Annotated in this window: 11 protein-coding genes; 5 read left to right on the top strand and 6 right to left on the bottom strand. The window is 29.8% G+C overall.

The window, feature by feature from the left end; translation table 11 throughout:
* Positions 1-469 precede the first annotated feature (469 nt).
* From F7B34_RS03015 to nadA, 3 genes are all read left to right on the top strand, one after another.
* Positions 470-1,393 carry a D-glucuronyl C5-epimerase family protein gene (locus tag F7B34_RS03015; protein ID WP_292460263.1) on the top strand — a complete coding sequence of 308 codons (924 nt, stop codon included), beginning with the start codon at positions 470-472 and terminating at the stop codon, positions 1,391-1,393.
* Between the two features lie 22 nt (positions 1,394-1,415).
* Positions 1,416-2,027: a ThiF family adenylyltransferase gene (locus F7B34_RS03020; RefSeq protein ID WP_292460265.1), complete on the top strand. Its 612-nt coding sequence runs from the start codon at positions 1,416-1,418 to the stop codon at positions 2,025-2,027.
* Between the two features lie 142 nt (positions 2,028-2,169).
* On the top strand, positions 2,170-3,090 hold the full coding sequence (gene nadA, locus F7B34_RS03025) for a quinolinate synthase NadA (protein ID WP_292460267.1): 921 nt from the start codon (positions 2,170-2,172) through the stop codon (positions 3,088-3,090).
* Between the two features lie 360 nt (positions 3,091-3,450).
* Here the strand turns inward: nadA and F7B34_RS03030 are convergent, their stop codons facing one another.
* Positions 3,451-4,461, bottom strand: a complete 1,011-nt coding sequence (locus tag F7B34_RS03030; protein WP_292460269.1) for a sn-glycerol-1-phosphate dehydrogenase — start codon at positions 4,459-4,461, stop codon at positions 3,451-3,453.
* Between the two features lie 42 nt (positions 4,462-4,503).
* Positions 4,504-4,668: a 4Fe-4S binding protein gene (locus F7B34_RS03035; protein ID WP_394355310.1), complete on the bottom strand. Its 165-nt coding sequence runs from the start codon at positions 4,666-4,668 to the stop codon at positions 4,504-4,506.
* 196 nt (positions 4,669-4,864) lie between these two features.
* Between F7B34_RS03035 and F7B34_RS03040 the strand changes: the two genes are divergently transcribed.
* The gene (locus F7B34_RS03040) at positions 4,865-6,052 is read left to right on the top strand and encodes a geranylgeranyl reductase family protein (protein ID WP_292460271.1); all 1,188 of its coding nucleotides are present in this window, start codon (positions 4,865-4,867) and stop codon (positions 6,050-6,052) included.
* A gap of 465 nt (positions 6,053-6,517) precedes the next feature.
* Here F7B34_RS03040 and mer read toward each other — a convergent pair whose 3' ends face one another.
* A complete protein-coding gene (mer, locus tag F7B34_RS03045; RefSeq protein WP_292460273.1) occupies positions 6,518-7,489 on the bottom strand; it encodes a 5,10-methylenetetrahydromethanopterin reductase in 972 nt (323 codons plus the stop codon).
* Positions 7,490-7,729: 240 nt separating this feature from the next.
* On the opposite strand from mer, the gene cofH reads away from it, so the two are divergent.
* Positions 7,730-8,809 (top strand): 5-amino-6-(D-ribitylamino)uracil--L-tyrosine 4-hydroxyphenyl transferase CofH, encoded by a 1,080-nt coding sequence (cofH, locus tag F7B34_RS03050; protein ID WP_292460275.1) that lies wholly within the window; start codon positions 7,730-7,732, stop codon positions 8,807-8,809.
* Positions 8,810-8,820: 11 nt separating this feature from the next.
* On the opposite strand, the gene F7B34_RS03055 is transcribed toward cofH, so the two are convergent.
* The 3 genes from F7B34_RS03055 to cgi121 are packed head-to-tail and all read right to left on the bottom strand — an operon-like array spanning position 8,821 to position 12,375.
* A complete protein-coding gene (locus F7B34_RS03055) occupies positions 8,821-10,542 on the bottom strand; it encodes an ATP-dependent DNA ligase (protein WP_292460277.1) in 1,722 nt (573 codons plus the stop codon).
* Between the two features lie 47 nt (positions 10,543-10,589).
* Entirely contained in the window at positions 10,590-11,870 is a 1,281-nt protein-coding gene (hisD, locus tag F7B34_RS03060; RefSeq protein ID WP_292460279.1) for a histidinol dehydrogenase, read from the bottom strand.
* 34 nt (positions 11,871-11,904) lie between these two features.
* Entirely contained in the window at positions 11,905-12,375 is a 471-nt protein-coding gene (cgi121, locus tag F7B34_RS03065; RefSeq protein WP_292460281.1) for a KEOPS complex subunit Cgi121, read from the bottom strand.
* Positions 12,376-12,809 lie beyond the last annotated feature (434 nt).

Raw genomic sequence — 12,809 nt, forward strand, 5'->3', positions numbered from 1 at the left:
GACGGGACAGAATTTATTGTTCCAGTTAAAATCAGACCATTGATGGATGGAAATATGTAATCTAAATTAAAGTTATTATAATTTAGATCTAATGCAGGGTTAAAATCAGACCATTGATGGATGGAAATTTAACGCCTTGTTTGTTTTCATAATCAATATTTAATGTTAAAATCAGACCATTTTTCATAATCAATATTTAATGTTAAAATCAGACCATTGATGGATGGAAATTTTTCAGTTTTTCAACTGCTTTTTCGGAGAAATAATAATGTTAAAATCAGACCATTGATGGATGGAAATCATGATAATATTACGGTGTTAAGATAAGGAAAATGTTCTAGAAGGATACGAAGAAAAAAGAGATATTGAAAAAGTTAATGAAAATGGCAATAAAAGAAGTAGTCTTCCACTTATTGGTTAAATACACCATATAAAAGATTTTATATATTATAATATATATGGGGATCATATGTTAAAAAATAATAAAAATATAATTATGTTTATTATATGCAGTATACTACTATTTATTTTCGGATATCTGGTTGGCATATCTAAGGCTCCATGTTATTCTGAAAATACCGCATTACAATATATCAAAAACCCAAAACCATTCACAGTTGAGAATGTAAATATACCTATTACATACTACGGCACAATAAATGGAGAATACATAGGTTATCAAATTACACCACATAATGTAAATGACGAAGCAAGAAAATGTTTTTATAAATATTTTGAATTAAAGGACAAAAATTCAGAAAAAGCTGAAAATTATTTAGATAGAGGTTTATTTTTGACAGAATACTTAATATCTCAGTCAGAAGAGAAAACAGTTTGTCTAAATGGGTCAAACATTACTTTTGTTATTTGGAGGTATAACTTTGATTTTCCAGAATATAGTCTACCAAAGGGTTGGAGTGGTTCATTATGCCAGGCTGGATGTTTAAAAACTTTATATTTGGCATATAAATCTACTGGTGATAAAAGATACTTAATTTTAGCAGATAAAGCGTTAAATGCCTTTAAGGTGCCTGTTAAAAAAGGAGGTTTGTTAAAAATAAGGAAAAGAAATGAAGAAAATTATTATTGGTATCCAGAGTATGCATCATCCAATCCCCCCTATGTTTTAAATGGATTTATAACTTCTGTTATGTGGATTGGATATTTTGCAAAAGAAACTAAAAATAGGGATGCATATATTTTATATAACAAGGGAATAAACTCAATAAAAACTTTTCTTTCTGATTATGATGCTGGTGATTGGAGTTATTATGATGCCTTAAACCATCGTTGCAATGAGCACTATGAACATCTTCAAAAATTACAGATGCTGTGGTTATACAATTTAACAGGAAATAAAATATTTTATAAATATTATGATAAATGGAACTAAATAAAAGTATTAGGTTGAAACGATGATGATTGAAAATGTAAATGAGTTAGAAAAAAAATTAAAACCAAAGGGAGAAGTTTCTATAATAGGATGTGGAAGATTGGGAATTAGAGTAGTTTTTGATTTACTTGAAGTTCATAGGGGTGGAGCTAAGAAAATATATGTGTTTGATAATGCAAAAATCGATAAAAATGATATAATTCACAGGAAACTTGGAGGAAAAGTTGGCGAATATAAGGTTAAATTTGCTGAGAGGTTTTTTAGCGATAAAGTTGTTGGAATTACTGAAAACATAGATTGTAATGTTGATTTGATTAAAGGAGATGTTGTTATTATATGTATTGCTGGAGGCAATACAGCTCCCATAAGAAATAAAATAATAGAATACTGTGTAAAAAATGGTATAAAAACCATAGGAACGAATGGTGTTTTTGGAATTGACGAAAAGGTCAAGGTTTCTGATGCAAAATATGCAAATGGACCAGTTCAGTATATGGATATTAAAAAGGAAGGACATATTGTCGTAGGAACTGGAAGATTTATAAAAGATGGAGAACCTATAACACCATATACCCTTAATGAAGTATCTAAAAAAATAGTAATTGAATGTTTAAAAATTTTGAATAAAAAATAAATTAATATTTTTTATAATTTTTTTTATATTGCGATATATTTTTATTTTAATTTAATAATAAAATATTTTTTTATAATTTTTATTTTATATACTACTTTAATTTAAAAATAAAATAATAAAAATACTAAATATAGGAGATATTATGAATATTGTAGAGAGAATAAATAAATTAAAAAAAGAAAAAAATGCAGTAATATTGGCGCATAATTACCAACCAGAAAAAATCCAAAGAATAGCTGATTATATGGGAGACTCATTAGAATTGTGTATAAAAGCCAAGGAAACCGATGCAGATATAATAGTATTTTGTGGTGTAGATTTTATGGCAGAAACTGCAAAAATACTTAATAAGGATAAAAAGGTTTTAATGCCTGAAATAAAAGATACAGAATGTCCTATGGCTCATCAACTTCCGCCTGAGCTGATAAAAAATGCTAAAAAGGAGCATCCTAATGCAAAAATTGTTATATATATAAATACCCTTGCTTCGGCAAAGGCACTTGCAGATGCAACCTGCACATCGGCTAATGCAGATAAAATTGTAAATTCATTTGAAGAAAATGAAATATTATTTGGGCCAGACCAAAATCTTGGATATTATGTAAGCAAAAAAACCAATAAAAAAATAATCGGCATGCCTGAGGGTGGGCACTGCTATGTTCACAAGAAATTCACCGCTGATGATGTGATTAACATTAAAAAACAATACCCTCATGCTGATGTTTTAATACATCCTGAATGTAATCCAGAGGTTCAAGATTTGGCAGATTATGTTCTTAGCACTGGGGGGATACTTAGACATGTCCTGAGCTCAGATAAAAAAGAGTTTGTTATTGGAACAGAATGTGATATGATAACAAGATTAAAAATTGAACTTGAAAAGATAGGAAAAACGAAAAAATTGATACCCCTTAGAAAGAATGCTATCTGTGAACCTATGAAAAGAATAACTCTAGAAAAAGTTGAAAAATGCTTGATTGAAGAAAAATATGAAATTACACTGGATGATGATATAATAGAAAAAGCTAAAAAAGCTATTGAATACATGTTAAATGTTAAATAAAAGAAATTTTTTCTAAAATAACCATGCAAAAATTACATATAAAAATATATATACTAGATTAATATATTATAATATACCTTCAATAAACCGACCTACATGGAGCTCATGGGTGACCTTGCAATGATAGCGGGTTCGAAATTGAAGGTATATTTTTTTAAATGGATTTTTGGGCGAGTCGTGTGATAGGGAAGTCTCTCTTAGGATGAGCACGATACAGCAAAAATCCTATATTACCCCCAACATGGGTTAGCCACCGGACATGGCATCTGCTAAGGATGATGATATGGTGTTAATGTTGGGGGATATTTTTAACTTATAAAATTATTACACTCTTATTTTTATATCATTGTATTAATCATTTTATATAATTTCAGTCTCTTTTAATATTGTTTCTGCCTTTTCCTTTGATATCCCATTTCTTAATATTGTGTATCTATTTCTAATTTTATGTGCTATTGTCAATGCCTCTATTAAAATATCATCATCAAAACCAAGTTCCTTTCCTGTGGTTGGGGCATTTATTATTTTAAGGGATGATTTTATATGTTCCATATCATCTTTATTTAGATTTTCTTCATTGTAGTGCATATATGATGATATTATTGTCCCTAATCCACACTGTTCTCCGTGGAGACTATCTATTTTTAAGTCATACTTTATTTTTAAATAATCAAGTGCATGGGAAAAGAGATGCTCACTTCCAGAGGCAGGTCTTGTAGAACCTGCTATGGCTATTGTAATACCACTTCCAATAAGTGCCTTAACAAGTTTTTTTGAATATTCGTGAATATTAGGTTTATTTAATATGAAATCTATTAATTCTTTAGCAATCGTTTTTGAGAATATTGCTGAACTCTCGCTGTATTCTTCACCAACTTCTTTATGGGCAAGATTCCAATCTAATACCGCAGTAATATTTGAAACAATGTCTCCCAATCCAGCATTTAAAAGTCTTTTAGGGGATTTTTTTATAATAGAAATATCTGCGATTATGGCTATTGGAGACTCCACCATAATTGAAGGTTGTTTTAATGATATAATAGGGGATGCTATACCATCATTTGATGCTGTGGTGGGTATAGATATGAAAGGTTTTTTTGAATAATATGCAACATATTTTCCAATATCTATAGATTTTCCACCACCTACACCAATTATGGAATCATAATCTTTTGTAAGTTTTTCAATAGATGATATATTGTTTAAATCTATATCTGAGTAATACATATATTCAAAATCTGAAGATACATATTTTTTGGTTTTTTTGCCTGCAATTACAAGAGGATTTTTTAAATTAAGTTTTGAAAGTATGTTAGGCAATACTTCTATTCCACCCTCTTCAACAACTATGTATCTTGGTATGGTTATCATTTTTTCACATAATTTATTATTAATATATTTTTTTATTATTTTTTATTTTATTACAATGGCATCAATAGGGCAATAATTGGCACAAATTCCACACTCTGTGCATTTATTTTCATCAACAATAATTCTTCCATATGTAGTTATTGCTTTAAATGGGCAGAACGGAACGCATTCACCACATCCAACACATTTATTTAATACATCTATCATATATTCTCCCTTTTTTATATTAAACTTAGATTATTTTAATTAATATATAAAATTGGATAACTACCTTTATATCTTCGAAAGAATATTTTAAATATAAGTTTTATAAGAAAGGAAATAAAAATATTAATTATTATGTATTATAATATTATATAAAATTATATAAAATTTAATATTTAAAAATTAGTTTAGGGGAAAAATGGATTTTGAAAAATACGATGTAGTTATAATAGGTGGAGGTCCTGCGGGATGTATTGCAGGCGAACATATAAAACATCACAATGTTTTAATCATTGAAGAACATCAGTCAATAGGGGCTCCTTTGCAGTGTGCAGGACTTATAAGTAAAAAAGGTGTTAAGGAGTTGGGAAATCCTAAGGGTATTGTAAATAAAATAAAGGGAGCCTATATTTATTCAAAAAATAATACTTTAAAAATTGGAGACGACGATGAAATTAGGGCATATGTGTTTGAGAGGAAAGTAATGGATAAAGATATAGCAATAAGAGCTTCAAAAAAAGCTGATTTTCTATTAAAAGCATATGGGAGATTAATAGATAATAATTTAAATAAAAAAAAGAATTTATTAAATTTTAAAACCTTTTCTAAAAACAGAGATTTAAAATATAGATTATCTATACATCACTTAGGAGAAACTTATACTATTTGTCCAAAGGTAATAATAGGTGCAGATGGTGCAAGGTCAAATATTGGGAAATCCGCAGGCCTTTCTATTAATAGGGAAATTTTATCCGGAGCTCAGCTTGAAATGGTTAATGTAAATATAGACGATGATTTTGTTTATGTATTTTTTGACAGAACCTTTTGTAAAGATTTTTTTATATGGATAATACCAATGGGAAAGGATAGGGTAAGAGTAGGTTTATGCAATAGCTCAAACACATACAAAAAACTTTTAAATTTTATAAATAACCATCCAATAGCTTCTAAAATATTAAAAAATGCTGTTCCAGTTGAATTTTCAGTTGGAACACTTCCAATAGGCTACCTAAAAACCACTGTAAAAAACAATCTAATGCTTGTGGGTGATGCCGCAGGGCAGGTCAAACCTTTAAGTGGGGGAGGATTATACTACGGTGCTAAATGTGCCAAAATCTGTGGAAAGATTATAGATGAATATTTAGCAAATAATTATGGTTTGAGTTATTTAAAAAATTATGATAAGCTTTGGAAAAAAGATATTGGGAATGAAATTAAGGCAGGATTAAGATTTAGAACCCTAATAAAAAAAATGGATGATAAAAAAATAGATAAACTTTTAGAATTTATAATAAAAAATAATCTTGTAGAACATATAACTAAAAAAGGAGATATGGATAATCCTTCAATTATATTAAAAGATTTATTTAAAAAGTTCTTAAATTAAGTTTTAAATTAGTGAATTACCCCTCCTTACGGGAGTGGCTTCCTGACTCATAAGGAATAATCCCTCCGTCTTAAAATGGACTTCGTCCATTTTGAGATTTAGCGAATCTTCGATTCGCCAAACAGGCACAACAGACTCTCCCAGCCCTGACTTAATATAGTTTTAGAAGATTTAAGCAATCAATGGTTATAAAGTAATTACATCTGAGCAGCACTCTCAGCCTTCTCAGATTGTAATGGTGTAGATACATCTATAATTACCATTGTTATATATGGTAATGCTACTATATAAATGTTTGCCCACAATTCATCCCCTCCCTTATCTTCGAGCGAAGCGAGGAGACTTTACAATCACAACGAAGTTGAGTAATGAAAATCGTAAGATTTTCATCTAAATCCGAAGGATTTATAACGGAAGGGGACTTCTTGCGGAATAAGTTAAAAAAAGGAAAAATATATATTTAATTTATAATTCTTTTACAGCAGGAATTACTTTTTTACCGATTAATTTAATGCTTGTTTCTTTGTTTGGTCCAATTGGGGAACCTGCAACAACCTGAGTTACACCTATTTTTGCCAATCCTGCTATTTTTTCAACAACTTCTTCTGGTGTTCCGTATAAGGAGAATGCCTCTAACATTGTGTCATCAACTGTTCCAAATGCTGTTTTAAAGTCTCCTTTTTTAAGAGCTCCTCTAATTGTTTCTACCTTTTCAGCTTCAATACCGTGTCTTTCTAAAACAACTTGTGGGGAACCTGCTGAAATAAATGCAACAACTGGAATAGCTGCCTGTTTAGCTTTTTCTGGTTTTTTATCAACTGACATACAGGCGTAAGCTGCAACATCAATTTCATCCATGCTTCTTCCTGCTGCTTCTGCACCTTTTTTAATTAATGGAACAGCAGCTTCGAAGTCTTTTGGGTTTGATGCGTTAATCAAAACACCATCTGCAATCATACCTGCTGTTTCGAGCATCTTTGGTCCCTGAGCTCCCATGTAAATTGGAATTTCTACTGATGGTTTTATTGCCAACTGAGCTCCTGTTTCTAATCTCTCCCCTTTCATGAGAGCCCTCATGTCAGCAATAGCTTTTTTAATTGTTGAAACTGGTTTTATCCATTCAATTCCTAATGCATCGAATGTTGCTTTATCACCAGGTCCAATACCTAAAACAGCTCTTCCACCTGATAATTCATCTAATGTAGCTATTGCTGATGCTGTAATAGCTGGGCTTCTTATGTATGGGTTTGTAACCCCTGGTCCCATTTTAATTTTGTTTGTTGCAGCTGCAATTGATGTTAATGTCATATATACATTTCTATTGTTGTAATGGTCTGTAATCCAGCAGTATTCAAATCCATTATCTTCTGCCAATTTTACATAGTAGCTGATTTTTGTTATAGGTTCGTTGGGAACAAACTCAATACCAAATTTCATTTTTTCACCTTTTTTATTTATAGGTTGTATTACCATATAATATATTGTTTTTATTAATATTATTTGGTTTCTATTTAATTTAAATAGAAAAGTATTTATATAACAAAATATGCCCTTAGATTTTAAAATGATAATTAATTATACTTATATGCGATATAAAATAAATTATATTTTTTATTTTTATTATATATGATATAAACTTATTAAAAAATTACTTTATTAATGACGTATGGTGGTTTTATGGATTTAGAAAAATATTGTGAAAGAAATATTTCAAAAAAGGCATGTATAGAATTATTTGAAGATACTGAAAACTTTTTTAATATTTTAAAATGCGCCGACGACATTAGGAAAAAGATTGTAGGGGATGTTGTAACTTATGTGATCAATAGAAACATTAATTTCACAAATATTTGCATTGGAGATTGTAAATTCTGCGCATTTAGAGCAGGTGAAAAAGATAAAAATGCCTATTTTTTAGATACTGATGAAATTGCAAAAAGAGCATTGGATGCAAAAAAATTTGGATGTACAGAGGTATGTATTCAAGGGGGGCTTCATCCCAAGGTGGATACATATTTTCAGGCGGAGGTATTAAAAAAAGTTCATGATATTACAAAACCTTATGGTGATATACATATTCATGCCTTTTCACCAATGGAAATTAAATTTGGAGCTGAAAACGCTGGGCTTGATATTAAAGAAGCACTTAAAATACTAAAAGAAAATGGATTAAATACCATGCCTGGAACTGCTGCTGAAATACTGGACGACGAGGTTAGAGCGGAGCTCTGTCCATCAAAGTTATCAACCAAGGAATGGATTGATGTAATAAAAACAGCCCATAAATTAGGTATAAAAACAACATCTACCATGATGTATGGACATATTGAAGAGTATAAGCATATAGTGAATCATTTATTTATTTTAAAAAGTATTCAGGAAGAAACTAATGGATTTACCGAATTTGTTCCATTAAGTTTTATGCATAAACTGGCACCGATATACCATGAAGGAAGAGCTCGAGGGGGAGCCACAGGTTTGGAAGATTTGAAAGTTTATGCCATTAGTAGAATATTATTTAAAGACATTATAAAAAATATTCAGGTGTCGTGGGTTAAATTAGGATTTAAAATGTCTCAAATTGCTCTAAAATGTGGTGCCAATGATTTCGGTGGAACACTCATAGAGGAAAATATTTCAAAATCTGCTGGTGCAGAGCATGGGGTTTATGTATCTGTTAATGAAATAAAGGATATGATTTTAAGGATAGGAAGGATTCCAAAGCAGCGAGATACAGTTTATAAAATTTTAGAATGAGTTTATTTAGTTTAATGTTTCCCCTTCTGAATAGCAAATATCCTTTTTACATCATCGACAGTATTTATATCATCAACTGATTTATCTTCCCTTATTCTAACAACTCTTGGGAATCTAAGGGCATAACCACATTCGTATTTATCAGATTTCTGAATTTCTTCATAAGATACCTCTAAAACAATTTTTGGTTCTACGATTGCTTCTCCATCTATTTCATTTATCTTAATCGATTTCAATATTTCCGTCAATTTATCGAGCTCTTCCTCAGTCAATCCACTTCCAACATGACCAATTGGATATAAATTTCCTTCCTCATCCTTAACGGCTATTTCAAAGGAACCATACCAATCTTTTCTTTTTCCCATGCCTATTTTTGCCCTTGTTATTACTACATCAAGACTTTCCAATGTAGGTTTAAACTTATACATTGTTCTTACTCTACTTCCAGGTGTATATGGTGCATTTGGATTTTTAATCATCACACCCTCATGACCTATGCTTAAACTCCACTTGTAAAAGTCCATAGCTTTTTCTAAATCATTAGTTGTTAATTTATAGGATATGTCTATTTTCTTTTTAGATTTTATTTCATTTTCTATCTTTGTTTTATCAATTTCCCAGTCATTTATTCCAATTATATTTTCAAGTATTTTCCTTCTTTCTTTTAGTGATAAATCAATTAATGATTCATTGTAATACAATATGTCAAATAAATAAACCCTTAAATTTATCTCCTCCTTTATCTTGTCAATATCGTATTTTCGTCTAAATCTTCGTAATATATCTTGAAATGGTCTGGGATGTCCAGTTTTTAAGTCAATAGCCACACATTCCCCTTCCACTATTATATTATCCACTCCCATGTTTTTTACTTCATCCACTATTTCTGGAATTGAATTTGTAATATCTTCCAGCTTTCTACTGTATATCTTAACATTTTTATCTTTTTTATGGATTTGAACCCTTGCACCATCGTATTTTGTTTCAAACTGCGGAGTTCCCATTTCAACTATGGCATCACCAATTGAAGGTATAAGCTGTGCAAGCATAGGCTTAATTGGTCTAAATATTCTTAACTTTAAATCCTCATCTTTATTAATATCCGCATTTAACATTAATTTTTCTGCAATAAGCCCAATGTCATTTACAACTGCATAGATTTTCTCCAATTTTTCCTTTGGAATATTAAAATATAATGAAAATGCACTTAAAATCGTTGGAACACTCATTCCTATTCTCATATCTTCTAAAATAAGTCTTACAAGATATCTTCGTTCTATTGGTGAAGCTTTCAAAAGGAGATTTGAAATATACCTTATCTTTTTTTTCTGAGAGTTTGCTCCTTCAATTTCCGATATTTTTTTTAAGGTGACATATACATCATCAAGCATTAGTGGTGTTTGAAAGAGAGAAACCTGTTTTACATCGGAGCTCAGTTTTTCAAGTGCTATCCCAATGTCCCCTGTTTCTTTTATACTGTTTAATAATTTTTTTTCGTTTATACCTATGGTTTTAATCGCTTCTATTAATAGGTTTGGACCTATGCCAAGCTCCTTATTTTCATACTCTGCAAACACTCTTCCAATGGTGATATAACATATATTTTTCAAATCATTCGGCGAACCTTTTTCTTTTGTTAATTTTATTAATTCAATAAAATAGTCCATTTTTTCTAATCTTTTTGTTGTGCGTTCTATTTTATCAAATATAATGCATATCTCTTTAAATAACATTATATCACCAAAATAAAAATAAAAATAAATTATAAAAAATTAAATAATTAAATTAGTCTTTTTCTTACAGCTTCTGCATGGTTATATAGTCCCTCTGCCTCTGCAAGTGTAATTACAATATCTGATATACTTTTTAAGCCTTCTCTTGTGAGTTCCTGCACAGTAGGTTTTTTTATGAATGTATCAACGCTTAAACCTGAATACATCTTTGCACATCCGCTTGTTGGTAAAACATGGTTTGTTCCACTTGCATAATCCCCAACGGGAACAGGAGCATAATTTCCTAAGAATATACTTCCAGCATTTTTTATATCTTTTAAAACTCCCCTTGGATTTTCGGTAATTATTTCCAAATGCTCTGGTGCATATTCATTTGATAATTTTATACACTCTTCAAGTTCTCCATATAGTATTGCAGAGTTTTTTAATGATTGATTTATTATTTCCTTTCGTTTTACATTGTTATTTAGTAAATTCATAACTTTGTTTCTAATGAATTCTGCCTTTTCCTTTGATGTGGTTGTAATTATGCATGAAGAATTAGGGTCATGTTCTGCCTGAGCTAAAAAATCCATTGCAATATACTCCTCATTTGCTGTTTCATCGCATATTATTAATACCTCAGAAGGTCCTGCTGGGAAGTCAATTGCTACATTATTACCATAAACCATCATTTTAGCCGCAGTTACAAATATATTTCCTGGTCCAACAATAATATCCACCTTTGGAATTGTTTTTGTCCCATAAGCCAAAGCACCTATTGCCTGAGCCCCTCCAATTTTATATATCTCATCTGCCTTTGCTATGTCCGATGCCACAAGTGTTGCAGGATTTCCCTCTGTTCCATTTGGTGGTGAAACCACAACAACCTTTTCCACACCTGCAACCTTTGCAGGAACTACTGTCATTAAAACAGTTGATGGATAAAATGCCCTTCCTCCTGGGACATAACATCCTGCTTTTTCTATTGGTCTTATTATTTGCCCTTTCTTTATTCCATTGTTATCAACTTCCCATTCTTTAAGATTTTTTAACTGAATTTCATGGAATGATTTTATATTATTATGGGCTTTTTCAATTGCCTCTATAATTTTATAATCTATCTTATTGTATGCCTGCTCAATTTCTTCTTTATGAACCTTAAAATCATCAATATCAACCTTATCAAACTTCTTGGTGTATTCCCTTAATGCACTATCTCCGTTATTTTTTACATTATCCAGTATTTCCCTTACAGTAGGAAATATGTTTTTAAAGTTCATTTTATTTCTGTTAAATATTATATTTTTTTCTTTTTTTGTTAAATCGGTTATTTTTTTAATTATCATATTATTCCTCCTTATCGTGTTTTTCCTTTCTTATTTACATTACTTCAATAATGCTTATTTTCTCGCATACTCGTTTAACTAAATCATCTTTATTATATTCATTGTTATCATCTAATCCTTTAATATTATATATCTTTTTTATATTTTCCATTTTTGATGGGGTGAGCTCTAAAACTGAGTCATCAACTTCTCCACCAACAACATCCAACAATTTATTTAGTGTTTCTTCATCTTCACATACTACGCAGATATTTGATTTTTTCTTTTCATCTGGCTTCACTCCAATGATTTTTATTGCATGGGATATTTGCCGTTGTGCCGATGCTCTTACAAGTATTTCCATCCAGAAGCTGTTTGTAATTGGTTTTTTTGATTTAGCCTGATTTATAGCATGAATTACATGTTTTTTTGTAGCTATTAAATCGGCATTTAGTATTTGAAATGGAAGTTTTAAATTAAATATTTTATTCGTTATTTTTGCATTTCTTATACCTTTTATTATCATTTTATATCCCTTTTAAATAATTCCCATTTTTTAATTAAAAATCTATATATCCATATATAAAAATTTAAATAATTTATATTAAAAAATTAAATCTTCTTCTATTTTCAATCTTTCCAATTTCACGATTAAGTCCTTTACATTTTTATTTAGTTTATCATTTAATGTTTAACATATAAATTACTTTTTCTTATTATTACTATATAGTTGGATGATTTAAAATTAAATCTTAATGTTCTTTACCTACCATAATTTCTTTTAAATCGACAAATAATTTTTACAAATTTTATCGGAGTGAATTTTTTCTCTAAATTCTTCTAAAAATAATCATGGATTCATGCTTGTTTATTGATAATAATCCCCTTTGGTGTTAAGTTCATCTTGTAATTTTCATGTTTTTTATGGTGATTTAACATATATGTTCCTTAGCATTAATA

The sequence above is a fragment of the Methanothermococcus sp. genome, from assembly GCF_015523155.1.
GTDB lineage: Archaea > AGJL01 > Methanococci > Methanococcales > Methanococcaceae > Methanofervidicoccus.

Coding starts and splice junctions, on each gene's coding strand:
- F7B34_RS03015 (WP_292460263.1), top strand. CDS start 470: ATGTTAAAAAATAATAAAAATATAATTATGTTTATTATATGCAGTATA.
- F7B34_RS03020 (WP_292460265.1), top strand. CDS start 1,416: ATGATGATTGAAAATGTAAATGAGTTAGAAAAAAAATTAAAACCAAAG.
- nadA (WP_292460267.1), top strand. CDS start 2,170: ATGAATATTGTAGAGAGAATAAATAAATTAAAAAAAGAAAAAAATGCA.
- F7B34_RS03040 (WP_292460271.1), top strand. CDS start 4,865: ATGGATTTTGAAAAATACGATGTAGTTATAATAGGTGGAGGTCCTGCG.
- F7B34_RS03030 (WP_292460269.1), bottom strand. CDS start 4,461: ATGATAACCATACCAAGATACATAGTTGTTGAAGAGGGTGGAATAGAA.
- hisD (WP_292460279.1), bottom strand. CDS start 11,870: ATGATAATTAAAAAAATAACCGATTTAACAAAAAAAGAAAAAAATATA.
- cofH (WP_292460275.1), top strand. CDS start 7,730: ATGGATTTAGAAAAATATTGTGAAAGAAATATTTCAAAAAAGGCATGT.
- F7B34_RS03055 (WP_292460277.1), bottom strand. CDS start 10,542: ATGTTATTTAAAGAGATATGCATTATATTTGATAAAATAGAACGCACA.
- mer (WP_292460273.1), bottom strand. CDS start 7,489: ATGAAATTTGGTATTGAGTTTGTTCCCAACGAACCTATAACAAAAATC.
- F7B34_RS03035 (WP_394355310.1), bottom strand. CDS start 4,668: ATGATAGATGTATTAAATAAATGTGTTGGATGTGGTGAATGCGTTCCG.
- cgi121 (WP_292460281.1), bottom strand. CDS start 12,375: ATGATAATAAAAGGTATAAGAAATGCAAAAATAACGAATAAAATATTT.